Origin of the sequence: Nitrospirillum amazonense, assembly GCF_007828035.1 — a bacterium.
GTDB classification, from domain to species: Bacteria; Pseudomonadota; Alphaproteobacteria; order Azospirillales; family Azospirillaceae; genus Nitrospirillum; species Nitrospirillum amazonense.
Genome location: NZ_VITV01000020.1, coordinates 1 through 23,757, shown reverse-complemented (window position 1 = coordinate 23,757; position 23,757 = coordinate 1). Strand labels below are relative to the sequence as shown.

Genomic DNA, 23,757 nt, shown 5'->3' with positions numbered 1-23,757 from the left:
CCCGTCCCATGGGCGCTATTGCCGATCGGGGCGGGCGATGGTCTTGGGATTGCTGCAGGACAAGGCGGACAGACCGCCGCCGTTGAGCGAGCCGCGTGGCGTTTCCTTCGAGGTGCAATACCTGAAGGACGACCATTGGATCACCGAGCAGATCTGCCGCAAGGAGGAGGATGCGCGGGCACTGGCCGCGCGTATCCTACCCAACCGCACCGGCGTGCGCATCATCCGCGAATTCGTGCGCCCCGGCCGTGGCGGGGAGACCGTCGATACCATCATCCATACGGAATACCGGCAGGAACCCAAGCGTCCCATTGCTCCGGTCCCGGTGGAGGAGGCGCACTATTGCAAGATGCCGCAGGAGTACCTGGCCTTCGACAGCCGGGTGCTGATCTCCCGCGTGCTGCGCCAGTATCTGGATGAGAAAGGCGTCACCGCGTCCGAGTTGTTGCACAACGCCGGTGAGGCCAAGCGCGTCCTGAACTTCGAGGCGTTGGTCCCCAACGCCGTCAGCCGCATCGCCACCCTGCAAAGCAAGGAGACGGGAGAGGATAGCCGCGCCCGCCGCGACGTCATCCTGGGCGTGCTGGAGGAATTGCGACAGCGGGCGGAGAAGGCGGTGGCCAACCGCGCCTTGCCCTACCCGAAGGAAATCGGCTTCGCCGCCACCATGCGCCAGGTGGACGAGATCCTGGGCACGGCCACGGCCGCCAGCCCCGACGCGGCGGCGGAAGAGGCTGCCTATCTCGGCAAGGTCATCGTCTGCCGCGACCTGGTGAACATCCGCGGCCTGCTGGGCAAGGCAGAACTGCTGATCGACCTGGCGTCGGACGACAGCCTGCCGGCCGACGACGCGGCCCTGCTGGACCAGCTGCTGGCCGATGTGCTGGTCGCGCCCGACATGGTGCGCGACATGCTGGGCCGCCAGCCGGACCTGATGACGGCCCTGAACCGCATGATCGATCTGATCGGCGGCACGTTCGAGCCCCAGGGGGTCGAGATGTCGCCGCCCTGCACGGCGGCCATCAGCCGCTGGGCGGCGGGGCCCCATGGCAACGAGACCCGCGCGGTACTGCTGGATTTCCTGCGCCGCCAGGTGCGGGGCACCCAGCGCCTGTCGCATGGCGAGCCGCTGCACCAGATCGCCAAGTATCGCAACCTGGTCAACCGGCTGATGCGGCCCGACGGTCTGCTGGGCGGCCCGGCGATGGCCGAGGCGGTGCTGATGGGCTATCACCGTTTCATCGAGCAAGGCGGGGCCGAGGGGCGCCGGCTGGCACTGGAATCGGTGCTGCAGCTGCTGCCCACGGGGGCGGAGCGGCTGGTCTACCTGGCCTGTCTGGCGCGGTCGGACGTGGGCGCCAAGGACGGTGCCGCCATCGCCGCCCAGGCGCTGGAGATCGCCAACCGCGTGGGCGGACTGAACGACCTGGTGGATCGCACCCTGCCGCTGAAGCCGAAGATGGAGGCCAGCGCCGCGCTCTATCGCCTGGTGACGGAGGGCGACGCCCTGCCGGGCGACATGGGCGAAAAGCTGGGCGCGCGCCTGGATGACCTGGTAGCAACCTATATCGTCGACGGGCGGGTGATCGAGCGGTTGGACGACCCGTCCGCCAGCCTGCGGGTGCGTGCCACACGCCTGGTGCAGTTCGCTGGGGCGGAGGTGCTGGCCAGCCCGAAGGCGCGGCGCATCGTGCGCGACCAGATCATCAGCCATTTGCGCCAGCCCAACTTCGACACAAAATTCGTCGAAGGGCTAACCACCGAGGCCGAGAAGGCCGCCGTGCTGCGCAATTTCTACGACCTGCTGAACCGTGCCCAGTTCATGTGATCTGCGACCGCGTCACACAATCCGCCCCAGCCGCACCGTGGTTTGTCCCCGGCGCGGGGTGCGCGTGGGCATGACCAGGACGCAGTCGTCGTAGGGCGTGTGCAGGGCGCGCTTGCCGTCCAGGGCCAGCAGGGTGCCGCCAACGGCGATGCGCTCCAGCCCCTGGAATTGCTTCACGAAGGCGAACTCATCGGTTTCCGCCTGGATGACGTGGGTCACGTCCACCACGGTGGGCTTGGCGGGCGTGGCGGGGGCGTTCGCCTCCGCCAGCAGGGTGCGGGCGGTGGCGGCGTCCAGGGTTTCCGACTGCGCCAGGAAGCGGATCAGGCCGCGCCAGGCCTGGACGCCGGCGGCCGGGGCCGAGTGCTGGCCGCATTCCATCAGGATGGCGGCGGCGCTGCTGCCCGGGGCGGAGAAGCGGGGATGGTCGATCAGGCGCATGCCGTCGGCATGCCCATCGTCCGCCACCACCCAGCCGGGATCGGCCAGCGCCACCGCCAGGGCGCGGGCGCGGGGGGAGCGGCCGCATAGGGTCAGCGCGGGCGACGGCACCTGCATGGAATGCAGGTCCAGCAATAGGTCCGCCGTTAGGATCCAAGGGGCGATGGCCGCCACCCGCGCCTGTTCCCGGCCCTGTGGGTAGACCGGCGGCGGGCCCCGGGCGGGCACCTCCGCCCTGACGCCGGCCCACAGGCGGTTCATGTCGCGGTCCAGATAGCGCGCCGGCGTCCCCGCCGGCCCGAACAGGCGGCCGCCCGCTGCGGCATCCGTGTTGGCGAAGGCCAGGGTCCAGGTGCCGCGCGCCGGCCGCAACCCCCGGCGCAACAGCCGATCCAGGGCCACGGCGCCGCAAGGCTCGTTGCCATGCATCAGGGCGACGACGGCGACGTGGGGGCCCTCGCCCTTGGCTTCGAACCGCCAGACATAGGGAACGCCGGTGTTGCCCGTACGGTGGGCGCGCAGGTCCGGCATGGCCAGCGGCGGCTCGGGCGCGGCGGGGCCGGGGGGCTGGCTGAACCGGTCCCACATCACGAGCATCCATCCCTGACTGTCGGGTCCGAACCCCTTGGAACCATGGCCGCCTTTTCCGTATTGGGCTGGTTGAGCAATAGTGACGGGTCCGACGCGTCAAGGAAAGGGACGGGATGCCCCAGCCTGCGCTATGGTAAAAGCTTATGACGGCTGGCTTTGTTGCCGCCGTCATCGGCGGTTGTGAGGTTGGCATGAAATTCATCATAGATGATGTGCTGGTGCGCCATGACCCGGAAGGCACGCCCGTTCCCGTCGTCTATGACTCGCCCCACAGCGGGTCCGCCTATCCCCTGGGCTTCAGCCCCCGCTGCCCGCTCATGCTGTTGCGCCAGTCGGAAGACGCGCATGTGGACGAGCTGTTCGCCCGTGCCCCGGTCCTGGGCGCAACGTTGCTGCAGGCCCTGTTCCCGCGCAGCTACATCGACGTCAATCGGGCGGAGGACGACATCGACCCGGCCTGCCTGGCGGACTCCTGGCCGGGCCCGCTGAACCCATCGGAGAAAAGCCGCCACGGCATGGGTCTGATACGCACCGTCAGCCGCCCGGGGGAGGCGCTGTACGCCGCCAAGCTGACGGTGAGGGAGGTGCAGGCCCGCATTGAGCGCTACTGGCGGCCCTATCACGCCCAATTGAAGGCGGCGCTGGACGGCTTGCACGCCCGCTTCGGCCAGGTCTGGCACATCAACTGCCACTCCATGCCGACCCTGGGTACCGGCGACGCCGGCGCCGATTTTGTGCTGGGCGACCGGGACGGCGCCTGCTGCGACCCATCCTTCACCCGCTTCGTGGCCGCCACCCTGCGCGGCATGGGTTACCGGGTGCGCCACAACGATCCCTACAAGGGGGTTGAGCTGGTGCGCCGCTACGGCATCCCCACCCGCGGCCGCAACAGCCTGCAGCTGGAGATCGATCGGCGCCTGTACATGGATGAGGAGACGCTGGAGCGGCACGACGGTTACTGGCGCCTGTCCCACGACCTGGAAGACCTGATGCGCGCCATCCACGCCTTCGCCCTGGCCCGCGTGGGCGACCGGCGTATGGCGGCGGAGTAGCAGGGCCGCCATGCGGAAAGCCGGACTGTCAGTCCCTTACGGTCATTCCGGCGCGGCCATAAAGGCCGAGGGCGCGTGGGTTGTCGCGCAGCACCTTCAACTCCACCGCAGTCGCTCCCCGTTCCCGGAAAGAGGCGAAGACATGGAACAGCAGCGCGAGGCCGATACCGCGACGGCGCCATAGGGGATGGACCACCAGATCCTTCACAAAGGCGCTGGTCCAGCATTGCGCGGCTCCGACCAACCGATCCTCTGAATCCCTCACCAGGAAAAGCAGCGTGGGATCGTACTCGCCGTCCGTGGAAAGGTCGGTCCACCAATCGTCGAGGCCGCCCACGCCGCCTCCGCCGTTGGCGTAGCCGATGGTGAAGAGGGCGTGTGCCTCCGGGGCATCCATGGGGGAGAAGGAAGTAAGCCGTACACCCTCCGGCCAAGCCGGGGCGGGCAATGGCCCATCAAGCGAGCGCCTCATCCGGATCACGGTGCCGGCCATGGATGTCATGAGAGGGCCCAGGTCCAGCTAAGGTGTGAACTGCTCCTTCAAAATCCGTTCCTCCAGGTTCATCTCCGGATCGAACAGCAGGATGGACGCCACGCTGCGGTCCTCGCAGACCTCCACGCGGGCCACGTCGCGGATTTCGGTGAAGTCGGCCACGGCGCTGACGGGGCGTTTGGCGCCTTCCAGGATGTCGAACTGCAGCTTGGCGGTGTGGGGCAGCAGAGCGCCGCGCCAGCGGCGGGGGCGGAAGGCGCTGATGGGGGTCAGCGCCAGGATGCCGGCGCCCAGGGGCACGATGGGGCCATGGGCCGACAGGTTGTAGGCCGTGCTGCCGGCGGGGGTGGACACCAGGGCGCCGTCGCAGGCCAGTTCCGGCAGGCGCTCCACCCCATCGACGCTGATGCGCAGCTTGGCGGCTTGGCGCGTCTCACGCAGCAGCGACACCTCGTTGAAGGCCAGCGCCTCATGCCGGCCCTGGGCGTTGACGGCGACCATGCGCAGCGGGTTCAGCGCCACGCGCTGTGCCCGGCGCACGCGGTCGGTCAGGCCCCGGGGGCTGAAGTTGTTGAGCAGGAAGCCGACTGAGCCCCGGTTCATGCCGTAGACGGGTTTGCACAAGGGCAGATGGCGGTGCAGCGTTTCCAGCAGGAAACCGTCGCCGCCCAGTGCGATGATGACGTCCGCGTCCTCCGCCCGCACGGTGCGATAGCGCTCCGACAATGTGGCGCGCGCGGCCTCCGCCTCCGGCGTCTCCGCCGCCACGATGCAGAAGCCCGGCTTGGCGGGTAGGGGCACCGGGGCGCATTGCGCGGTTGCCTCCGCCGCTGCCGGGACGGGCGCCTGGCCGGCTGGGCCCGGCGGGGAGGCGGCGGGGCGTGTGGGTTCGTCGAGCATGGCGCTTTCGCCTGGGTCCAGGACTCGGGGGAGGGAGGGAAGGGCGGGCCTTTTGACCGAAACGGACGCACACCTTAACGGATTGCTCCGGGCAAAGGAAATGCCCAGCTGCCCCGGAAACCGGTGTCTTTGAGAATGGATCGCGAAGGTGGTGCCGGCCTCAGCCGCCCGTGACGCTCATGTGCCGGGAGACGGCCGGCGCCTTCTGGCGGCGGTCGATAATGAAGTCATGGCCCTTGGGCTTGCGGGCGATGGCCTCCTTGATGGCGGCCAGCAGGGCGTCGTCGTCACCGGGCGCGCCACGCATCACAGCGCGCAGGTCGGCGGCGTCGTCCTGGCCCAGGCACATGTACAGCATGCCGGTGCAGGTCAGCCGCACCCGGTTGCAGCTTTCGCAGAAATTATGGGTCATGGGGGTGATGAAGCCGACGCGGCCGCCGGTTTCCGCCACCCGGGCATAGCGGGCGGGACCGCCGGTGCTGATGGGCAGGTCGGTCAGGGTCCAGCGCTTGGCCAGTTCGGCGCGCAGCATGGACAGGGGCCAATACTGGTCCGCCCGCACCGTGCCGCCCTGGTTGGCACCCCCGGCGTCACCGCTGTCCATGTCGCCCAGGGGCATGACCTCGATGAAGGTTAGGTCATGACCCTCCCGCCCGCACCAGGCGACCAGGTCGTGCACCTCGCCGTCATTCACCCCGCGCAGGGCCACGCAGTTGATCTTGACGGAGAGGCCGGCGTCCTTGGCTGCCTTGATGCCATCCAGCACCGGGGCCAGCTTGCCCCAGCGGGTGATGGCCTGGAAGCGGTCGGGGTCCAGCGTGTCCAGGCTGACGTTCACGCGGCGCACCCCGGCGGCGTACAGTTCGGTCGCGTACTTGGCCAACTGGCTGCCGTTGGTGGTCAGCGTCAGCTCGTCCAAGGCGCCGGTATCCAAGTGGCGGCCCAAGCGGCGGATCAGGTCCATGATGCCCCGGCGCACCAGGGGCTCGCCCCCCGTCAGGCGCAGCTTGCGCACGCCCGTCTGGATGAAGGCGCCGCACAGCCGCTCCAGCTCTTCCAGCGACAGCACTTCCGCCTTGGGCAGGAAGGTCATCTCCTCCGCCATGCAGTAGACGCAGCGGAAGTCGCAGCGGTCGGTCACGGAAACGCGCAGGTACCGGATGGACCGGCCGAAGGGATCGACCAGTGGCGACCGGCCGCTCGCCGGCATCATCGTGCCGGGGGTCCCGTTGGCCATGGGTGTCAGGGCGCCGTCCGCCATCGTCTCAACCGTCCTCAACCAAGCCGCTCAGGGAGCCGCCCGCCCCGCGGCGGCGCATCCCCTCCCTCATCTACGGCAAATATGGTGCGGCAACCATAGCAATGCAGCCCCCGCGATGCTGTGATGGCGGCAACGGCGCGATGGAAGCTGCGATGAGGGGCCATGGCCGGGTGGCCGGGCGGTCAGGGCGTCCAATTTTCCGGTTCCACCACCCGCAGGGGCACGACGCTGGCATCAATCAGCTGCTTGCCGGCGTGGGGGAAGTTGACGGTGACCCGCACGCCCACGGCCGACTGCACCTGTCCCAGGCCCCAGTCCGGCCGGCCCGCATGCACGACGTAGGTACCGGGGGTCAGCAGTGCCGCGGCCGCACCTGATTCGGGGGTGAAGGGGGGCATGGGGCGTATATCCTAGGGCTAGAGGGTGGGGTGGGCACCGGCAGCGGCGAAAAAAAGCGTCACCTATCCTTTTGCCCTTATCCGTTTGTTCTTGGGCGGGCGCTTCGCTAAACCCCTGCCATCCGGCCGGACGTCCACTATGCTGCGCCGTGCCCACTATGAACCGCCACGCCGCCCGGACAAGGCCCCAAAACAAGGCCCATACGAATGACGGTCTCCCTGGAACTGCACGTTGTCGAGCTGCTCTGCTCCCGCCTTTGCCACGATTTGATCAGCCCGGTGGGCGCCATCGGCAATGGCGTCGAACTTATTGAGGAGATGGGACAATCCATGGCCGACGAGGCCATGTCCCTGATCGCGGACAGCGCGGACCAGGCGGCTCGGCGCCTGCGCCTGTTCCGCCTGGCGTACGGGGCGGCCGGAAACAGCAGCGCCTTCACCGCGGCCGAGGCGCGGACGGTGCTGGGCGCCTGGTTTCGGGGTGGGCGCACGCGCCTGGACTGGCCTGCCGACGTCATGCCCGGATCTGACGACGGCGTGCTGAAACTGGCGCTGAACCTGGGTTTGCTGGCGGAGGAGGCCATGCCTCACGGCGGGGTGGTGACCGTCGCCTCCGGGGCAGGCGGCGCGGCGCTCTCGGTGTCGGCCGAGGGGCGCACCGTCAGCCTGCGCGACGAGGTGCGCGAGGCACTGGACGGGGCCGTGGCGCAAGCGGACCTGACCCCGCGCAGCGTGCAGGCCTATGTCACCGGCCGCTTCGCCGAACAGTGCGGCTGGCGCATCGTCACCGAGGCCAAAGGTGCGGAAGCATTGCGTTTCTGGCTGGAGAGACGGGCCGGCTGACGGGGGCCGGGTGCCGTTTCACGCCGATAGCGAACCTTAACGCGTTTATCGCTTGTCTTGTCGCACGGGGCACGCCATCAATCTCGCAGGAGTAACGTGTTCTTAATCGTCTTTCTGGAAAAGATGGGTGTAGGGAGTGGCGCCCCCTGTCACTATTAGGACACCCATCACGGCCGAAGGGGTTTGGCCGGGTGTTTTGATGTGGGGCGGGGTTGGGGGCTTAAACCTTATTCCAAACGGGGCCGCCCGTCGGGACGGCTTCGATACGCGCATGGCAACGGGACGTGGACCATGGATGATCTGCTGAGCGAATTTCTGACCGAGACCAATGAAAATATCGCGGTCTTGGACGTTGAGTTGGTGCGGCTTGAGCAGAACCCGAATGATCCCAGCCTGCTGAGCAACATCTTCCGGCTGGTACACACCATCAAGGGCACGTGCGGCTTCCTCGGCCTGCCGCGGCTGGAGGCGGTGGCCCACGCGTCGGAGAACGTGCTGGGCCGCTTCCGCGATGGCGAGCTTAACGTCAGCCCCTACGCGGTCACGCTGATCCTGGAATCCCTGGACGCCATCAAGTCGATCCTGCTGGTTCTGGAAAAGACCGAGGCCGAGCCGGCCGGCAACGACGAAGATCTGATCAACCGCCTGAACGCGCTGGCGGAAGGCCGGGAGGCGCCCGCCGCGGCCGCCCCTGCCGCCGCCGCACCGACCCCGCCGGCGCCCGAACCCGTGCCGGAACCCGTGGCCCCGCCGCCGCCGGCCCCCGTGGCCGCCGCGCCGTCGGTGCCGGCGGCCGCCACCACCCGCGAAGTGGCGCCCGTGGCGGAGGCCGCCCCGCCGGCCCCGGCCCCGGCCGCCCCCCAGGCAGCGCCCCCGCCGCCCCCCGCCGCCGCCGGTGGTGGTGATGGCGAGTCGTCCCTGGCCAACCAGACCATCCGCGTCAACGTCGATCTGCTCGAAAACCTGATGACCATGGTTTCCGAGCTGGTGCTGACCCGCAACCAGTTGCTGCAGATCCTGCGCAGCCAGAAGGAAAGCGAATTCGCGGTCCCGCTGCAGCGCCTGAACCACGTGACGTCGGAGCTGCAGGAAGGCGTCATGAAGACGCGCATGCAGCCCATCGGCAACGCCTGGGCCAAGCTGCCGCGCCTGGTGCGCGACCTGGCGCACGAACTGCACAAGAAGATCGACCTGCAGATGCTGGGTGCCGAGACGGAACTGGACCGTCAGGTGCTGGAGCTGATCAAGGACCCGCTGACCCACATGGTCCGCAACTCTGCCGACCACGGCCTGGAGCTGCCGGCGGAGCGCGTAGCCAAGGGCAAGCCCGAGACCGGCCGCGTCACGCTGAACGCCTTCCATGAGGGCGGCCACATCATCATCGAGATCTCCGATGATGGTAAGGGCCTGGCGATCGAGGCCATCAAGCGCAAGATCCTGCAGAACGGCCTGGCCACCGAGGCCGAGCTGGCCGGCATGTCCGACCAGCAGATCCAGCAGTTCATCTTCAAGGCCGGCTTCTCCACCGCCGCCAAGGTCACCAGCGTTTCCGGCCGCGGCGTCGGCATGGACGTGGTGAAGACCAACATCGAGAAGATCGGCGGCACCATCGAGCTGAAGTCCGTCGAGGGCCGCGGCACCACCTTCACCATCAAGATCCCGCTGACCCTGGCCATCGTCTCGGCCCTGGTCGTCGAATGCGGCGGCGAGCGCTTCGCCATCCCGCAGATCAGCGTGATCGAGCTGGTGCGCGCCGCCAACGACAGCGAGCACAAGATCGAGCGCATCAATGGCACGCCGGTCCTGCGCTTGCGCAACCGTCTGCTGCCGCTGGTCAGCCTGGAACGGCTGCTGAAGCTGGGCGACGGCGACCAGGACAACCGCGAGACCTTCATCGTGGTGGCCCAGGTCGGCAACTACACCTTCGGCATCATCGTCGACCGCGTCTTCGACACGGAAGAAATCGTGGTCAAGCCGGTGGCCCCCATCCTGCGCCATATCGAGCTGTTCTCGGGCAACACCATCCTGGGTGACGGCTCCGTCATCATGATCCTGGACCCCAACGGCATCGCCAGCTTCTCCGGTGAGATCGCGGGGGGCATGCACGACACCGCCGCCGCCGCCGCGGAGGCGAAGCAGTCCACCCGTCAGGACGACCGCATGGCCCTGCTGCTGTTCCGCGCCGGCGACGGCGCGCCCAAGGCCGTCCCGCTGTCGCTGGTGGCCCGCCTGGAAGACATCGACCTCAACCAGGTCGAGGCCTCCAACGGCCAGCCGGTGGTGCAGTACCGTGGCAAGCTGATGCCGCTGGTGCCCATCGACCCGTCCTGGCAGGTCCAGCGCGACAAGCGCCAGCCGGTGCTGGTATTCGCCGACGGCGACCGCTCGATGGGCCTTGTGGTGGACGAGATCATCGACATCGTCGAAGACCGCCTGCAGGTGGAACTGGGCACGGAACGCGCCGGCTTCATGGGCAGCGCCATCATCGCCGACAAGGCGACGGACGTCATCGACGCCGGCTTCTACCTGACCCAGGCCTTCCGCGACTGGTTCGGCAACGCCACCGACCGTTTCGAGGACGAGCGCCTGCACAAGGTGCTGCTGGTCGACGACAGCCCCTTCTTCCGCAATCTGCTGACCCCGCTGCTGACCGTGTCGGGTTACGACGTCACGGCGGTGCAGAGCGCGGATGAGGCCCTGGGCCTCTGTGAATCGGGCGAGGACTTCGACGTCATCGTTAGTGACATCGAGATGCCGGGCATGAGCGGGCTTGAGTTCGCCCAGGCCGTCCGTGGCAACAGCCGCTGGCAGAACGTGCCGCTGGTGGCCCTGTCCAGCCACGCCACCCCGCGCGACCTTGACCGCGGTCGCCAGGCCGGCTTCACCGACTATGTGGCGAAGTTCGACCGCGACGCGCTTCTCTTCACGCTGCAGCAGACCATCTCCGAGACCAAGGGTGCCGCATGAGTACGAACCTGCCCGCCAAGCGCACCGCCAGCACCGAAGTCGCGGTCGTCAAGAACGAAGACTTCGTCACCATGACCATCGCCGACCAGGTGTTCGGCATCCCGGTCCTGCAGGTGCAGGACGTGCTGGGTCCCCAACGCATCACCCGCATCCCCCTGGCGCCGCCGGAGGTTGCCGGTTCGTTGAACCTGCGCGGCCGCATCGTCACCGCCATCGACGTGCGCCTGCGCCTGGGCCTGCCGCCGCGGGCGGCGGACAAGCCCGGCATGAGCATCGTCGTGGATCACAAGGGAGAGCTTTACTCCCTGATGGTCGATAGCGTCGGTGAAGTGTTGAGCCTGACCTCGGATGACTTCGAGCGCCAGCCCGCCACGATGGACGCGCGTTGGCGCGAAGTGTCCACGGGTATTTATCGTCTGCGGGAAAATCTTCTCGTTGTGCTTGACGTGTCGCGGTTGTTGAATTTCGCTAATACCGAAGCCGCCTGAGCCTGGCTTAACCCACCGGTGCTTTCGAGCGCTTAGCAACCGAGGTCCTTTGCATGAAGTCCTGCCTGGTCGTCGATGACAGCCGCGTCGTCCGCAAGGTCGCGCGCAAGATCCTGGAAGAGCTGAACTTCACCTGTTCAGAAGCCGAGGATGGCAAGCAGGCGATGGAAGCGTGCGCGGCGTCCATGCCGGACGCCATCCTGCTGGACTGGAACATGCCGGTCATGACCGGCATCGAGTTCCTGCGGCGTCTGCGCAAGATGTCGGGGGGCCAGACGCCCAAGGTGGTGTTCTGCACCACCGAGAACGATCTGGCCCACATCCAGGAGGCGCTGTCGGCCGGGGCCAACGAGTACATCATGAAGCCCTTCGACAGCGAGATCATCCAAACCAAGTTCCAGCAGGTCGGGCTTCTCTGACGCCCGGGAACCATAAGATCATGAACGATATCCCCGGACGACCTCAGGCCGCGTCTTCGGCGGCCTCCACGACCGAGCCGTACCGGGTCATGGTCGTGGACGATTCGGCGGTCATCCGTGGCTTGCTGACGCGTACCCTTGAGGGTGACGGCACCATCCGTGTCGTCGCTTCCGTGGCCAACGGCCAGATGGCCATCAACACCCTGCAGCGTCAGACCCTGGACGTCATCGTCCTGGACATCGAGATGCCGGTGATGGATGGCCTGACGGCCCTGCCGCAGCTGATCGCCGCCGATCCGGCGGTCAAGGTCATCATGGCCTCGACCCTGACGGCCAAGAACGCCGACATCTCGCTGCGGGCCCTGCGCGCTGGTGCCTCAGACTATGTCACCAAGCCGTCCTCGACGCGGGAGCTGACGGGCGCGGAAAGCTTCAAGGCGGAGCTGGTCAGTAAGGTCCAGGCGCTGGGCGAGGCCGCTCGCCGGGCCGATCCGTCCAAGGGCGCGCCCTCACGGCCGCTGGCTCCACGCCCCGTCGTGGCACCCATTCCCGGCGCCGCGCCGGCGGCGGCTCCCGCCGGCACCGCGGCGCCCGCGGCACCGTCACCCATCCGCAGCCGCTTGCTGGACCACGGCCCGGTGGTGCTGCGGCCGGCGCCCGACATCCGGCCGGACATCATCGCCATCGGCAGTTCCACCGGCGGGCCGCAGGCCCTGTTCGAGGTGATGGCCAATTTCCGTGGCGGGCTGCAGCAGCCCATCGTGATCACCCAGCATATGCCGGCGACCTTCACGACCATCCTGGCCGAGCACATCACCCGCCAGTGCGGGATCGAGTGCGCGGAGGCCAAGGACGGGGAACCCATCGTCGGTGGCCGCGCCTATGTGGCGCCGGGCGACAACCACTTACTGCTGGTGTCGCGCAACGGCGTGACCACCGCGCAATTGACTAAGGATCCGCCGGAAAATTTCTGCCGGCCGGCGGTCGATCCGATGTTGCGCAGTATTGTTAAGATTTATGGGCGTAAGGTGTTGGCGGTCATCCTCACCGGCATGGGGCATGACGGTCGCGGCGGCTGCGACCAGGTGGTCCAGGCCGGGGGTATGGTTGTTGGCCAGGACGAGGCCAGCAGCGTGGTGTGGGGCATGCCGGGCGCCGTGGCAATGGCGGGCTTGTGCAGTTCCATCCTGCCCTTGAAGGAGATCGGTCCGTTTATCCGCAAGATCGCACTGAGGACGGCGGCATGAAGGTCGAAGACTTCGACATGTTCTGCACGATGCTGAAGCAGCGTTCGGGCTTGGTCCTGACCAAGGACAAGGCCTACCTGCTGGAATCGCGCCTCATGCCCGTAGCGCGGAAGTGGAACCTGAAAACGCTGGATGAGCTGGCGGCCACGGTTCGCGCCCGCAAGGACGAAAACCTGCTGAAGGACATCACGGAGGCGATGACGACCAACGAGTCGTCCTTCTTCCGCGACCAGAAGCCCTTCGACCAGTTCAAGCAGGTGGTTCTGCCGGCCCTGCTGGAAAGCCGGGCCGCCAAGAAATCCATCCGCATCTGGTCGGCCGCCTGCTCCAGCGGGCAGGAGGCCTACTCACTGGCCATGATGCTGTCGGAGGACAGCGTCCGCCTGAACGGCTGGCGCATCGAGATCGTGGGCACCGACCTGTCGTCGGAGATGGTGGAGAAGTCGCGCGCCGGCATCTACACCCAGTTCGAGGTGCAGCGCGGCCTGCCCATCACCATGCTGGTGAAGTATTTCAAGCAGACCGGCGACAAATGGCAGCTGTCGCCGCAGATCCGGCAGATGGCCACCTTCCGCGAATACAACCTGCTGACCGACCTGTCGCCCCTGGGCCAGTTCGACGTGGTGTTCTGCCGCAACGTGCTGATCTACTTCGACCAGCCGACCAAGACCAAGGTGCTGGAGGCCATCGCCAAGCAGATGCCGCCCGACGGCGTGTTGTACCTGGGCGGCGCCGAAACCGTCTTGGGCATCACCGACAGGTTCAAGCCCATGGAAGGCCAGCGCGGCCTGTACGTCCTGCCCTAAGGGCGGGGCCTGAGGGTCGGAGATATCGCTTCATGGCAGGGGCCGGCCCAGCGACGGGACCGGCCCTTTCCTTGATCGGGCTTTCGCGGGGGCCGCCTACATCCTGTGGGTAGTGACCCTGGCGGCCCGCTGTCTGCATACTGCATCCACCAACCCATGAAGCGGCCCGCGCAACCGGGACCGCGCGAATAAAGGGGACGCGAGGATGTGGGAAGAATTCAAGTCGTTCATCAGCCGGGGCAACGTCATCGACCTGGCTGTCGGCATCATCGTCGGTGCCGCCTTCACCGGCATCGTCAATTCGCTGGTCAATGACCTGATCATGCCCCCCATCGGCTATCTCATGGGCGGCATCGACTTCTCCAGCTATTTCCTGGCCTTGAACGGGGAGCATTACGCCAACCTGAAGGCGGCGCAGGACGCGGGTGCCGCCACCGTCAACTATGGCGTCTTCATCAACGTCGTCATCCGCTTCTTCATCGTCGCCGGCGCCGTGTTCCTGCTGGTGAAGCAAGTCAACCGCTTCCGCACCAAGGCGGTTTCCGCCCCGCCCCGGCAGGAGGTGCTGCTGGAGGAAATCCGCGACCTGCTGAAGGCCAGGAACTGACCCCGGGACTAACCCCGTGCCCCCGGGCGGCACTTATCCGAACAGCTTCGTATAACCATCCATGAGGGTCATCCAGGTGGCGCTGCCGGCGATAGGCACCATGGCCACTTGGTTCAGGATGGCCAGCGGCAAGCCATAGGCATAGACGGGATGAGGCCGTCCCCGCGTCCGCCAGTCATGAACCAGGGCCACGACCAGCAGCAGGTCGGCAACCAGGCCGGGCGGGATTGCCACGAACGGCGGCGGGGGCGGGCCCTCCGCCGCCGCCCCGGGCGGTGCCAGAAGGGCCACGAAAACGCGGGCGATGGCCGGCTGCATCAGCAGGGCCATGAGCAGAATCATGAGCCGCTTGTGCACCTCCGGTCGTCGAGCCATCACGATGGCCAGCACGAAGACGGCGATGAACAGGGGCAGCGCCGTCAGCGAGACGGCGGCGAAGCGCTTGGCCGCGTCGCCGTACCCCAGCTGGGCGTACAGGTTCAGCACGGCGACTTGGCTGGCCAGGATGGTGCAGATCATCACGCTGAACAGGGCGATGCCGGCCAAGCCCCAGCTCCGGTGGTCGGGTGTCCGGCCCCGCGCCGCCAGCAGCGTCTGCGCGAAATAGAACAAGCACCAGGAAAACAGGACGAAGCCGTGGATATGGACGATGGCCGGCCGGTGGAAGGTGCCGCTGAGCACCGGCCGCCAATAGGTCGGGGTGAACCCGCCAAAGGCGATGGCCAGGAAGACGGCAGCCATGGCCACATAGAAAGTGTGCCGATTGGCCGTTGCGACAGGCCCAGAAGCGATCGCGGTTTCCATGGCGTCCCCCGCCGTTGCCATACTGCTTCAATTATGCGTGGCAGCGGGGCGGAGGTCCAACTATCGCAGGTTTAAGCCCTAAATAGGTAGTCGGGGCGCCTGTTACCGGGTACACGCCTCCACAGCCGGGCCGGGGGTCTCGAACACGCCGTTCCAGGCGTCGCGCATCGCCGCGTCCACCTCGTGCAGGCTGACCAGGTTCCCCAGGGCGTGCATGGAGGTGACGCCGAACTGGGTGATGCCGCAGGGCACGATGCCGCCGAAGTGGCTGAGATCCGGATCCACATTCAGGGAAATGCCGTGGAAGGTGACCCCGCGGCGCACGCGCACGCCGATGGCGCCGATCTTGTCCTCCTGCCCCGGCAGCCCGCCATAGGGCTGCTTGTCCACCCAGATGCCCACCCGGCCGCAGCGCCGCTCGCCCTTGATGTTGAACAGGGCCAGGGTGCGGATGATCCATTCCTCCAGATTGGTGACATAGCGGTGCACGTCGGGCCCGCGCCTCACCAGGTCCAGCATGACATAAGCCACGCGCTGGCCGGGACCGTGGTAGGTGTACTGCCCGCCGCGTCCGGTCTGGAACACGGGGAAGCGGCCATGGTCCAGCAGATCCTCCGCCTTGGCGCTGGTGCCGGCGGTGTACAGCGACGGGTGTTCCAGCAGCCACACCAGTTCGGGCGCCGTGCCGGCGCGAATGGCGGCCACGCGCTCCTCCATGGCGGCCACCGCCTCGGGGTAGGGCACCGGCTGGTCGCTGATGCGCCATTCAGGGCCGGCCAAGGGAGGAGAGACGGGACGGGCGTCGGTTTCGGTCAGGGGCAGGGACATCGCGGTTGCTTACCTGTCGTGCTAAGGCGGCTCCGGCGGGTGCGGCGCCGGGGTCTTTTCAGGGTCACGCCTTTATATAGTGTGTCCCGATCCCGATGGGGCCACACGAGGGCTTGCTATGGGATCGGCGATTTGCTATTCCCCCGTTCACCCGTTGGCAAGCCCTTGCCGACGAGGTTCTGACATGATGCGGTCATGGCGGAATTGGTAGACGCGCAGCGTTGAGGTCGCTGTGGGGCAACCCGTGGAAGTTCGAGTCTTCTTGACCGCACCATCACCTGAAAGGCCGGCCCCCTTGGGGTCGGCCTTTCGCGTTTCCGGATGGCCGCTTGCCGCCGGTTCCGCGCATGGCAGGTGGGCGCGCCGACGTCGAATGGCACCATAGTGCCCATGGCCTCTGGACAATGCCGGCCCCCCCGCCTTAAGCAGAAAGCAGACCGAACGGTTTACGACGCCCGTGGAAGCATCGGCGCACCGTGACGCCGCTCGCGACCCAGTCCCCCGCAGAAGAGACCGGCCCCATGTCCGACGAGTTTCGCGAAGCCGCCCTTGACTATCACCGGCTGCCGACGCCGGGTAAGATCGCCGTCACGCCGACCAAGCCCCTGGCGACACAGCGCGATCTGGCCCTGGCCTATTCGCCCGGCGTGGCCTTCGCCTGCGAGGCCATCGTGGCCGACCCGGCCGAGGCCAGCCAGATGACCTCGCGCGGCAACCTGGTGGCCGTCATCACCAACGGCACCGCCGTGCTGGGCCTGGGCGACATCGGTCCGCTGGCCGCCAAGCCGGTGATGGAGGGCAAGGGCGTCCTGTTCAAGAAGTTCGCCGGCATCGACGTCTTCGACATCGAGATCGACCAGAAGGATCCCGACAAGCTGGTCGAGGTCATCGCCGCACTGGAGCCGACCTTCGGCGGCATCAACCTTGAGGACATCAAGGCGCCGGAATGCTTCTACGTGGAAAGCAAGCTGCGCGAGCGCATGAAGATCCCGGTCTTCCATGACGACCAGCACGGCACCGCCATCATCGTCGCCGCCGCCATCACCAACGCGCTGAAGCTGCGCGGCCGCAAGATCGATGAGGTCAAGCTGGTGGCCAGCGGCGCCGGCGCCGCCGCGCTGGCCTGCCTGGACCTGCTGGTCGACATGGGCATGCCCGTGGACAACATCTGGGTCAGCGACATCAAGGGCGTGGTCTATGACGGCCGCACCGAGCTGATGGACCCGCGCAAGGCCCGCTACGCCAAGAAGACCAACGCCCGCACGCTGGACGACATCATCGACGGGGCCGATATCTTCCTGGGCCTGTCCGCCCCGCGCGTGCTGACCAAGCCCATGGTGTCCAAGATGGCGGGCCAGCCGGTCATCCTGGCGCTGGCCAACCCCACCCCGGAAATCATGCCGGAAGAGGCGCGCGAGGCGCAGCCTGACGCCATCATCGCCACCGGGCGCTCCGATTACCCCAACCAGGTCAACAACGTCCTCTGCTTCCCCTTCATCTTCCGCGGTGCCTTGGACGTGGGCGCCACCCAGATCAACGAGGCGATGAAGATCGCCGCGGTGGAGGCCATCGCCCGCCTGGCCATGGCGGAACAACATGATGTGGTGGCCGCCGCCTATGGCGACCAGCAGGCCGGTTTCGGCCCCGACAACATCATCCCCAAGCCCTTCGACCCGCGCCTGATCCTGGAGATCGCGCCGGCGGTGGCCAAGGCGGCCATGGACAGCGGTGTGGCTACCCGCCCCATCACCGATTTCGACGCCTACCGCGAGCGGCTGTCGCAGTTCGTCTTCCGCTCCGGCCTGCTGATGAAGCCGGTGTTCTCCCGCGCCAAGCAGGCGCCCAAGCGCCTGGTCTATTGCGAGGGCGAGGAGGAGCGGGTGCTGCGCGCCGTGCAGTTCGTGGTGGATGACGGCCTGGCCAAGCCCATCCTCATCGGCCGGCGCGAGGTGGTGGCGCGCCGTATCGAGAAGCTGGGCCTGCGCATCCAGTTGGACCGCGATGTCGAGCTGGTCGACCCGCAGAACGATCCGCGCTATGCCGACTACTGGCAGAGCTATCACGCCATCATGGAGCGCCGGGGCGTCAGCCCGGACCGCGCCCGCCAGGTGGTGCGCAACAACACCACCGTCATCGGCCTGATGATGGTGCGCAAGGGCGACGCCGACGCCATGATCGGCGGCACAGTCGGCCTCTATGATTGGCACCTGAAGCATGTGCTGGACGTCATCGGGCTGAAGCCGGGCACCACCATTCCCGCCGCCCTGTCGGTGCTGATCCTGCCCAAGGGGACCTTCTTCCTGGCCGACGCCTATGTGACGCCGGAACCCACGGCCGATCAGATCGCCGCCATGACGGCCCTGGCGGCGGAGGAGGTGCGGCGCTTCGGCGTGGTGCCCAAGGTGGCTCTGCTGTCGCACTCCAACTTCGGCAGCCACGGCGACGCCTCGGCCCTGACCATGCGGGCCGCCCTGGCCAAGATCGAGCAGCAGTGCCCGACGCTGGAGGTTGAGGGCGAGATGCATGCCGACAGCGCCATTTCCGAAGACATCCGCAATCGGGTGTTCCCCAACAGCCGCCTGAAGGGCATGGCCAATCTTCTGATCATGCCCAGCCGCGATGCCGCCAACATCGCCTTCAACCTGCTGAAGACCCTGGGCGAGGGACAGCCGGTGGGACCTGTGCTGCTGGGCGCCGCCCAGCCGGTGCACATCCTCACCCCCTCGGTCACCGTGCGTGGCATCGTCAACATGTCGGCCCTGGCCGTGGTCGATGCCCAGATGCATGAGGCGGGCGAGGACGCCTGATCCTGGCCCTCCGGGGCACCCCCTGGCTGACAGCGGTGAAGACCCGTCCCGGAGCGATCCGGGACGGGTCTTCGCTTTTCGGCGCAGGGCCCTTGCCTTGACAATAGCACGATCGTTCGTTTATTTTTCGCTCATGAGCAAGGGTGTCCGCACGCGCGCCGCCATCCTGGGTGAGGCCTTGAGCCTCATGAGTACGGATGGACTGTCAGGTCTCACCATCGGCCTGTTGGCGGAGCGTACCGGTCTGTCGAAAAGCGGGCTGTTCGCCCATTTCGGGTCCAAGGAACAGCTGCAGGTGGCGGTGTTGCAGGAGGCCCAGGCCTGCTTCACCACCCATGTCATCCGGCCGGTGCTGGACCTGCCGCGCGGCCTGCCGCGGCTGGAGGCTTTTGCCGAGGGCTGGTGGGCCTGGAACCGGTCACCCCCCTTTCCGGGCGGCTGTCCCATCCAGGCGGCCAGCCTGGAACTGGACGACCGGCCGGGACCGCTGCGGGATGAGATAGCCGGCGCCCAGCGCCGCTTGCGCGCCTTCATCCGGCAGGGGGCCGCCATGGCGGTGGCGGCGGGGCATTTCCGCCCCGGCCTCGACTGCACCCTGTTCGCGTTCCAGATGGTGGGTATCGCCTTCGCCCAGACCATGACCTGCCGCCTGCTGGGTGAGCCGGAGGGCCTGGATTTCGTCCGCCGTGCCTGGCGCGTCCAGGTGGACGGCGCCTTGGGCACCTCACAGAATCAAACGGGAGAGATGAACCATGTCGAGTGATCCGATTGTCATCGTCAGCGCCGCCCGCACCGCCATGGGCGGCATGATGGGCGACCTGTCCAGCCTGCCGGCCGCCCAGCTGGGTGCTGCTGCCGTGAAGGCGGCGGTGGAGCGCGCGGGCCTGGCGCCCGACGCCATCGATGAGGTGGTGATGGGCTGCGTGCTGCAGGCCGGCCAGGGCCAGGCGCCTGGCCGCCAGGCGGCGCTGGCAGCCGGCCTGCCGCAGTCCGTGCCGTGCAGCACCCTGAACAAGATGTGCGGCAGCGGCATGAAGGCGGCCATGGTGGCCCATGACCTGCTGGTGGCGGGCAGCGTCGATATCGCGTTGGCCGGTGGCATGGAAAGCATGTCCAACGCCCCCTATCTGCTGGATCGCGCCCGCGGCGGCTATCGCTACGGCCACGCCACCATCTATGACCACATGGCGCTGGACGGGCTGGAGGACGCCTACGACCGCGGCCGCGCCATGGGCACGTTCGCGGAGGACACGGCCAGCCACTACCAGTTCACCCGCGAGATGCAGGACGCCTACGCCATCGAAAGCCTGCGCCGGGCCAAGGCTGCGGTGGAAGGCGGCTGGTTCGACGGCGAGACGGTGGGCGTCACGGTGAAGGGCAAGGCCGGCGATGTCGTCATCAGCCGGGATGAGCAGCCGCTGAAGGGCAAGCCGGAGAAGATCCCCACGCTGAAGACCCCGTTCCGTAAGGACGGCACGGTGACGGCGGCCAGCAGTGCCAGCATCAGCGACGGTGCCGCCGCCCTGGTGCTGACCCGCGCCAGTGTGGCGGAGAAGCGCGGCCTCACGCCGCTGGCCCGCATCGTCGGCCATGCCAGCCACGCCCGCGCGCCCAACTGGTTCACCACCGCCCCCATCGGCGCCATCGAGACTCTGTTCGCCAAGACCGGCTGGTCCGCCCGCGATGTCGACCTGTTCGAGATCAACGAGGCCTTCGCCGTGGTGCCCATGGCCGCGATGCGGGAATTCGACATTCCCCACGAGAAGGTCAACGTCCATGGCGGCGCCTGCGCCCTGGGCCACCCCATCGGCGCTTCCGGCGCGCGGATCCTGGTGACCCTGCTGGCGGCACTACAGCGCTACGGCCAGACCCGGGGCGTGGCGTCCTTGTGCATCGGCGGCGGCGAAGCCACGGCCGTGGCCGTCGAACGTCTCAACTGACACCCATCCACGCTGGACCTGATCCGGCGAGTGGGCATACTGGCGGGCGGCCGTGCCGAGGGGTGCGGCCGCCCGAATAACATTGGGGGAGGGGACCTGTGATGGCAGCGCAGCCCTTGGACTTCTATTTCGACTTCGCCTCGCCCTACGGCTATTTCGCCGCCATGGCGATTGATGAACTAGCGGCCCGCCATGGCCGCGCCGTCGCCTGGCATCCCATCCTGCTGGGGGCGGTGTTCAAGAGCACGGGCGTCACGGCAACGGTGCTGCGCCCCTTGCAGGGTGATTACCTGCGGCATGACGTGATGCGCTCCGCCCGCTATTACGGCCTGCCGCTGGTGTGGCCACAGGTGATGCCGATCAATGCCGTGGCGTCCTCCCGCGCCTATTACTGGGCGGCCGCCCGGGATGTTGGCCTGGCGCGGAGCTTGGCGAAGGCGCTGTACCGCGCCCACTGGCAGGAGGGGCGGGACATTTCTGGGGTGGACGCGGTGGCGGATGTCGCCACCGGCATCGGCATGGATGCGGATAGCCTCAAGGCCGGCCTGCAGGAGCCGGCGGTGAAGGACGCGCTGCGCGCCGCCACCGACGCCGCCATGGCCCGGGGCGTCTTCGGCTCCCCCTTCATCTTCGTGGATGGGGAGGGGTTCTGGGGGGCGGACCGCCTGGTGCAGGTGGAACGCTGGCTGGCGCAGGGCGGCTGGTGATGACCGCGACCACCCCCCGCCCCGTTGCTCCCCGGCGGCGGCGCAAGCGCACCCTGGTGACGCCCATCGTCCTGACGGTGGGCCTGCTGGCCTTGATCTCGCTTACCATCCAGGGGGCGGATCCGGGCCTGATGCTGGCGCTCTTGGGGGCTGTGGTCGTGGTGGTGGGCACCTGCCACCTGCTGTTCCCCGGCAGCCGCTTCTTCACCATCGGCTTGGCAAACTTCGTCGGCATCTACGCCATCATCTTCGAGTTCTTCGTCGAGGCGCACTTCTCACAGTTGCCGCCCGGCTTGCTGGGGCTGGGCTTCGTCCTGCCACTGGCCGCGTTCCTGGCCGGCGTGGTGATTCGGCGCCAAGGCATTCGCGCCATCGTCCAGGCGCGGCCGGAGGGCAACGCCAGGCGGCGTGACCTGCGCCGCTTCGGCCGCGCTTTCGGCTGGGTGGTGCCGCTGGGTTTGGTGGGCGCGGCCACCTTCCTGCTGACCCCTGAAACGCCCCAGCCCGTGGTGCGCGACGCCTTCTTTGCCGCCATGGGCTTCATCGCCTTCATCGTGCTGCTGGTCAGCTACGATGTGGTGGTGCTCCTGCTGGAGACGGGCCTGCTGTTCGAGGAGTTTTTCGAGCAGGTGGCCGGCCTGGCGGAGCCGGCCTTCGCCTTCTTCACCTTCTACTCCCTGCTGGTGATCGTCTTCGCCGCCCTCTACACGGTGGTGGACCGCTTCTCCCCCGTCAGCCAGTTCATGATCGGCGGCGCGCCGCAGAAGATCGGATTTGCGGAGAGCCTTTACTTCTCCGTCGTGACCCTGTCGACCGTGGGCTATGGCGATATCGTGCCGGTGGGCAGCTTCATCCGCCTGATCGTGGCGGCCGAGGTCATCGTCGGCATGCTGCTGCTGTTGTTCGGATTCAACGCCATCTTCAGCTATTCCAGCAGCCGCCGGCCGCCCGACCGCTGACAACCGGGTTTGGGCCAGGGCGCGGCCGTTATCACGGAAGAAACATCACTGGTGCCGACGTCAAAAAAGTCTTAACGCTTCTCTGATAGGGGTGGGACCTGACAGCCGTGTGGGGCGGGAGCACATCGCTTCCGGGGCCACCTCAGCGCGGACCTAACTTGAGGGGCGGGATGCCGTGAGCCGGTCGATCGAGGGCGTCACCAACTGGATGCACCTATTCCGTTGGATCGTGAAGCTGATCCGCGACGACTACGGCGTCGACGAGAAAATCCTGACCCGCACCGCCGTGCTGGAGACCGACTGCGGTCTCAGCATCGAGCAGGTGGAAGAGGTGCTGGACACCGTCGCCGACAGCTTCGCCATCCGCTTCCCTCAGGGCACCCTGGATGAGGTGCTGAAACTCGAAGAGCTGTGCCTGCTGGCCGCGTGGCTGAAGGGCATGTTCAAGCGCCCGGAATTCATCTCCGATGGCTTCGAGGCCAAGTGCCGCGCCATGAACGCCTCGGTCGGGGCTTGATCTTATTCCCTCAAATGCCGGGCGCGGCCATCCCGCCGCTTGGCTTCCTCGCTTTCCAGTCCGCTGGCGCTCCCCGGAAATCTCCGGCGCCCACAGTCCCGGACTACAGCGGCATGACAAGGCTCATGCCGCTGATTGGGTTTTACCATGGCGTCCCTGTGACGGGCCGCCTTGACCCCCAGGCTTAAGCTCGTAGTCTCAACCCCCCGATAGACACCGGCCTTGTTGAGATCATGCCCCTTCATATGCTGCGCCTTGCCGTGGGCGCCCCCGACCTTGCCGACATGCGCGACTGGCGCAACCGCAACCAGATGGACTGGCACGGTCACCGGGTGGTTCCCACCTATACCCGCCGCATGCCCACGCGCACGGCGGAGCTGCTGGACGGCGGCTCCCTCTATTGGGTGGTGAAGGGCATCCTGTGCTGCCGCGCCCGTTTCGTCGGTTTCGATCTCATGCGCTCGCCCGAGGGGGATGAGGTCTGCCGCATGCTGCTGGATACCGAACTGGTGGAAACCGTGCCCCAGCCCAAGCGCCCCTTCCAGGGGTGGCGCTACCTGAAGCCGGAGGACGCGCCGCCCGATCTGGACCAGGCGGGCGGCGGCGGGCAGGACCTGCCGCCCCATATATTGGCGGAGCTGCGCCAGCTGGGTCTGGCCTAAGCCATTGCTTCTCCTGGCCGCCTGCGGGCTTTGGGCTGGTTTTCGAATAGGGGCTACGCCGCGTTTCGAAAAAAGTGAGGGTCAGGCGAAAAAAGCAGTAGACAGGGCGTGGGTGAGGTCACTATAACCCCGTTCACCGACGCGGCGGGCGACAACGAACGGCGCGACGGCGAAGCGATCCCTGAGTTCTGG

General features: G+C 67.4%; 23 protein-coding genes and 1 tRNA gene. 17 read left to right on the top strand and 7 right to left on the bottom strand.

The window, feature by feature from the left end:
* The first annotated feature begins 37 nt into the window (after positions 1 to 37).
* The gene (locus tag FBZ87_RS28465; protein WP_246134655.1) at positions 38 to 1,828 is read left to right on the top strand and encodes a hypothetical protein; all 1,791 of its coding nucleotides are present in this window, start codon (positions 38 to 40) and stop codon (positions 1,826 to 1,828) included.
* Positions 1,829 to 1,840: 12 nt separating this feature from the next.
* On the opposite strand, the gene FBZ87_RS28460 is transcribed toward FBZ87_RS28465, so the two are convergent.
* A complete protein-coding gene (locus FBZ87_RS28460) occupies positions 1,841 to 2,857 on the bottom strand; it encodes a M14 family metallopeptidase (protein ID WP_186455039.1) in 1,017 nt (338 codons plus the stop codon).
* 194 nt (positions 2,858 to 3,051) lie between these two features.
* Between FBZ87_RS28460 and FBZ87_RS28455 the strand changes: the two genes are divergently transcribed.
* Positions 3,052 to 3,912: an N-formylglutamate amidohydrolase gene (locus tag FBZ87_RS28455; RefSeq protein WP_145613946.1), complete on the top strand. Its 861-nt coding sequence runs from the start codon at positions 3,052 to 3,054 to the stop codon at positions 3,910 to 3,912.
* 28 nt (positions 3,913 to 3,940) lie between these two features.
* Here FBZ87_RS28455 and FBZ87_RS28450 read toward each other — a convergent pair whose 3' ends face one another.
* The 4 genes from FBZ87_RS28450 to FBZ87_RS28435 all read right to left on the bottom strand — a co-directional run bounded on the left by FBZ87_RS28450 (position 3,941) and on the right by FBZ87_RS28435 (position 6,964).
* Positions 3,941 to 4,414, bottom strand: a complete 474-nt coding sequence (locus tag FBZ87_RS28450; RefSeq protein ID WP_211107294.1) for a GNAT family N-acetyltransferase — start codon at positions 4,412 to 4,414, stop codon at positions 3,941 to 3,943.
* Positions 4,415 to 4,432: 18 nt separating this feature from the next.
* The gene (locus tag FBZ87_RS28445; RefSeq protein WP_145613945.1) at positions 4,433 to 5,305 is read right to left on the bottom strand and encodes an NAD kinase; all 873 of its coding nucleotides are present in this window, start codon (positions 5,303 to 5,305) and stop codon (positions 4,433 to 4,435) included.
* A gap of 160 nt (positions 5,306 to 5,465) precedes the next feature.
* On the bottom strand, positions 5,466 to 6,515 hold the full coding sequence (gene moaA / locus FBZ87_RS28440) for a GTP 3',8-cyclase MoaA (protein ID WP_145613981.1): 1,050 nt from the start codon (positions 6,513 to 6,515) through the stop codon (positions 5,466 to 5,468).
* Positions 6,516 to 6,748: 233 nt separating this feature from the next.
* Positions 6,749 to 6,964: a DUF3553 domain-containing protein gene (locus FBZ87_RS28435; protein WP_145613944.1), complete on the bottom strand. Its 216-nt coding sequence runs from the start codon at positions 6,962 to 6,964 to the stop codon at positions 6,749 to 6,751.
* A 207-nt stretch (positions 6,965 to 7,171) separates the two neighbouring features.
* Here FBZ87_RS28435 and FBZ87_RS28430 point away from each other — a divergent pair, with 207 nt between their 5' ends.
* The 7 genes from FBZ87_RS28430 (at position 7,172) to mscL (ending at position 14,341) form a co-directional block, all read left to right on the top strand.
* A complete protein-coding gene (locus FBZ87_RS28430; protein ID WP_145613943.1) occupies positions 7,172 to 7,807 on the top strand; it encodes a histidine phosphotransferase family protein in 636 nt (211 codons plus the stop codon).
* Positions 7,808 to 8,098: 291 nt separating this feature from the next.
* A complete protein-coding gene (locus FBZ87_RS28425; RefSeq protein ID WP_145613942.1) occupies positions 8,099 to 10,774 on the top strand; it encodes a hybrid sensor histidine kinase/response regulator in 2,676 nt (891 codons plus the stop codon).
* Positions 10,771 to 11,262 carry a chemotaxis protein CheW gene (locus tag FBZ87_RS28420; protein WP_044559593.1) on the top strand — a complete coding sequence of 164 codons (492 nt, stop codon included), beginning with the start codon at positions 10,771 to 10,773 and terminating at the stop codon, positions 11,260 to 11,262. Before FBZ87_RS28425 ends, FBZ87_RS28420 begins: the two co-directional genes overlap by 4 nt.
* A gap of 53 nt (positions 11,263 to 11,315) precedes the next feature.
* A complete protein-coding gene (locus tag FBZ87_RS28415) occupies positions 11,316 to 11,681 on the top strand; it encodes a response regulator (RefSeq protein ID WP_004272883.1) in 366 nt (121 codons plus the stop codon).
* A 20-nt stretch (positions 11,682 to 11,701) separates the two neighbouring features.
* Entirely contained in the window at positions 11,702 to 12,928 is a 1,227-nt protein-coding gene (locus FBZ87_RS28410; protein ID WP_145613941.1) for a protein-glutamate methylesterase/protein-glutamine glutaminase, read from the top strand.
* The gene (locus FBZ87_RS28405) at positions 12,925 to 13,734 is read left to right on the top strand and encodes a CheR family methyltransferase (RefSeq protein WP_145613940.1); all 810 of its coding nucleotides are present in this window, start codon (positions 12,925 to 12,927) and stop codon (positions 13,732 to 13,734) included. Before FBZ87_RS28410 ends, FBZ87_RS28405 begins: the two co-directional genes overlap by 4 nt.
* Positions 13,735 to 13,939: 205 nt before the next feature.
* Positions 13,940 to 14,341 carry a large conductance mechanosensitive channel protein MscL gene (gene mscL / locus FBZ87_RS28400; RefSeq protein WP_145613939.1) on the top strand — a complete coding sequence of 134 codons (402 nt, stop codon included), beginning with the start codon at positions 13,940 to 13,942 and terminating at the stop codon, positions 14,339 to 14,341.
* Positions 14,342 to 14,374: 33 nt separating this feature from the next.
* Here the strand turns inward: mscL and FBZ87_RS28395 are convergent, their stop codons facing one another.
* Both FBZ87_RS28395 and lipB read right to left on the bottom strand, forming a co-directional pair.
* Positions 14,375 to 15,082, bottom strand: a complete 708-nt coding sequence (locus FBZ87_RS28395) for a hypothetical protein (protein ID WP_211107292.1) — start codon at positions 15,080 to 15,082, stop codon at positions 14,375 to 14,377.
* A 165-nt stretch (positions 15,083 to 15,247) separates the two neighbouring features.
* Positions 15,248 to 15,973, bottom strand: coding sequence for a lipoyl(octanoyl) transferase LipB (lipB, locus tag FBZ87_RS28390; RefSeq protein ID WP_145613937.1), 726 nt, complete (start codon positions 15,971 to 15,973; stop codon positions 15,248 to 15,250).
* A gap of 189 nt (positions 15,974 to 16,162) precedes the next feature.
* Between lipB and FBZ87_RS28385 the strand changes: the two genes are divergently transcribed.
* The 8 genes from FBZ87_RS28385 to FBZ87_RS28350 all read left to right on the top strand — a co-directional run bounded on the left by FBZ87_RS28385 (position 16,163) and on the right by FBZ87_RS28350 (position 23,565).
* A tRNA-Leu gene (locus FBZ87_RS28385) sits at positions 16,163 to 16,247 on the top strand.
* Positions 16,248 to 16,494: 247 nt separating this feature from the next.
* Positions 16,495 to 18,780, top strand: coding sequence for an NADP-dependent malic enzyme (locus FBZ87_RS28380; protein WP_145613936.1), 2,286 nt, complete (start codon positions 16,495 to 16,497; stop codon positions 18,778 to 18,780).
* A 133-nt stretch (positions 18,781 to 18,913) separates the two neighbouring features.
* Positions 18,914 to 19,543: a TetR/AcrR family transcriptional regulator gene (locus tag FBZ87_RS28375; RefSeq protein WP_186455038.1), complete on the top strand. Its 630-nt coding sequence runs from the start codon at positions 18,914 to 18,916 to the stop codon at positions 19,541 to 19,543.
* On the top strand, positions 19,533 to 20,720 hold the full coding sequence (locus tag FBZ87_RS28370; protein WP_145613934.1) for an acetyl-CoA C-acyltransferase: 1,188 nt from the start codon (positions 19,533 to 19,535) through the stop codon (positions 20,718 to 20,720). Before FBZ87_RS28375 ends, FBZ87_RS28370 begins: the two co-directional genes overlap by 11 nt.
* Positions 20,721 to 20,821: 101 nt before the next feature.
* Complete coding sequence (locus FBZ87_RS28365) at positions 20,822 to 21,427, top strand: 2-hydroxychromene-2-carboxylate isomerase (protein WP_145613933.1); 606 nt, start codon at positions 20,822 to 20,824, stop codon at positions 21,425 to 21,427.
* Positions 21,427 to 22,386: an ion channel gene (locus FBZ87_RS28360; protein ID WP_145613932.1), complete on the top strand. Its 960-nt coding sequence runs from the start codon at positions 21,427 to 21,429 to the stop codon at positions 22,384 to 22,386. The genes FBZ87_RS28365 and FBZ87_RS28360 overlap by 1 nt, the downstream gene beginning before the upstream one ends.
* A 175-nt stretch (positions 22,387 to 22,561) precedes the next feature.
* A complete protein-coding gene (locus FBZ87_RS28355; protein ID WP_145613931.1) occupies positions 22,562 to 22,903 on the top strand; it encodes an acyl carrier protein in 342 nt (113 codons plus the stop codon).
* Between the two features lie 233 nt (positions 22,904 to 23,136).
* Entirely contained in the window at positions 23,137 to 23,565 is a 429-nt protein-coding gene (locus FBZ87_RS28350; RefSeq protein WP_040845399.1) for a DUF1489 family protein, read from the top strand.
* Positions 23,566 to 23,757: the final 192 nt, after the last annotated feature.

What these genes read in the sequence shown, in the direction of transcription:
- FBZ87_RS28365 (WP_145613933.1), top strand. Translation starts at nt 20,822, where the DNA reads ATGGCAGCGCAGCCCTTGGACTTCTATTTCGACTTCGCCTCGCCCTAC.
- FBZ87_RS28380 (WP_145613936.1), top strand. Translation starts at nt 16,495, where the DNA reads ATGTCCGACGAGTTTCGCGAAGCCGCCCTTGACTATCACCGGCTGCCG.
- FBZ87_RS28375 (WP_186455038.1), top strand. Translation starts at nt 18,914, where the DNA reads ATGAGCAAGGGTGTCCGCACGCGCGCCGCCATCCTGGGTGAGGCCTTG.
- FBZ87_RS28395 (WP_211107292.1), bottom strand. Translation starts at nt 15,082, where the DNA reads ATGGCTGCCGTCTTCCTGGCCATCGCCTTTGGCGGGTTCACCCCGACC.
- FBZ87_RS28415 (WP_004272883.1), top strand. Translation starts at nt 11,316, where the DNA reads ATGAAGTCCTGCCTGGTCGTCGATGACAGCCGCGTCGTCCGCAAGGTC.
- FBZ87_RS28450 (WP_211107294.1), bottom strand. Translation starts at nt 4,414, where the DNA reads ATGACATCCATGGCCGGCACCGTGATCCGGATGAGGCGCTCGCTTGAT.
- FBZ87_RS28405 (WP_145613940.1), top strand. Translation starts at nt 12,925, where the DNA reads ATGAAGGTCGAAGACTTCGACATGTTCTGCACGATGCTGAAGCAGCGT.
- FBZ87_RS28350 (WP_040845399.1), top strand. Translation starts at nt 23,137, where the DNA reads ATGCCCCTTCATATGCTGCGCCTTGCCGTGGGCGCCCCCGACCTTGCC.
- FBZ87_RS28370 (WP_145613934.1), top strand. Translation starts at nt 19,533, where the DNA reads ATGTCGAGTGATCCGATTGTCATCGTCAGCGCCGCCCGCACCGCCATG.
- FBZ87_RS28435 (WP_145613944.1), bottom strand. Translation starts at nt 6,964, where the DNA reads ATGCCCCCCTTCACCCCCGAATCAGGTGCGGCCGCGGCACTGCTGACC.
- FBZ87_RS28420 (WP_044559593.1), top strand. Translation starts at nt 10,771, where the DNA reads ATGAGTACGAACCTGCCCGCCAAGCGCACCGCCAGCACCGAAGTCGCG.
- FBZ87_RS28455 (WP_145613946.1), top strand. Translation starts at nt 3,052, where the DNA reads ATGAAATTCATCATAGATGATGTGCTGGTGCGCCATGACCCGGAAGGC.
- FBZ87_RS28425 (WP_145613942.1), top strand. Translation starts at nt 8,099, where the DNA reads ATGGATGATCTGCTGAGCGAATTTCTGACCGAGACCAATGAAAATATC.
- FBZ87_RS28465 (WP_246134655.1), top strand. Translation starts at nt 38, where the DNA reads ATGGTCTTGGGATTGCTGCAGGACAAGGCGGACAGACCGCCGCCGTTG.
- moaA (WP_145613981.1), bottom strand. Translation starts at nt 6,515, where the DNA reads ATGCCGGCGAGCGGCCGGTCGCCACTGGTCGATCCCTTCGGCCGGTCC.
- mscL (WP_145613939.1), top strand. Translation starts at nt 13,940, where the DNA reads ATGTGGGAAGAATTCAAGTCGTTCATCAGCCGGGGCAACGTCATCGAC.
- lipB (WP_145613937.1), bottom strand. Translation starts at nt 15,973, where the DNA reads ATGTCCCTGCCCCTGACCGAAACCGACGCCCGTCCCGTCTCTCCTCCC.
- FBZ87_RS28460 (WP_186455039.1), bottom strand. Translation starts at nt 2,857, where the DNA reads ATGTGGGACCGGTTCAGCCAGCCCCCCGGCCCCGCCGCGCCCGAGCCG.
- FBZ87_RS28430 (WP_145613943.1), top strand. Translation starts at nt 7,172, where the DNA reads ATGACGGTCTCCCTGGAACTGCACGTTGTCGAGCTGCTCTGCTCCCGC.
- FBZ87_RS28445 (WP_145613945.1), bottom strand. Translation starts at nt 5,305, where the DNA reads ATGCTCGACGAACCCACACGCCCCGCCGCCTCCCCGCCGGGCCCAGCC.
- FBZ87_RS28410 (WP_145613941.1), top strand. Translation starts at nt 11,702, where the DNA reads ATGAACGATATCCCCGGACGACCTCAGGCCGCGTCTTCGGCGGCCTCC.
- FBZ87_RS28360 (WP_145613932.1), top strand. Translation starts at nt 21,427, where the DNA reads ATGACCGCGACCACCCCCCGCCCCGTTGCTCCCCGGCGGCGGCGCAAG.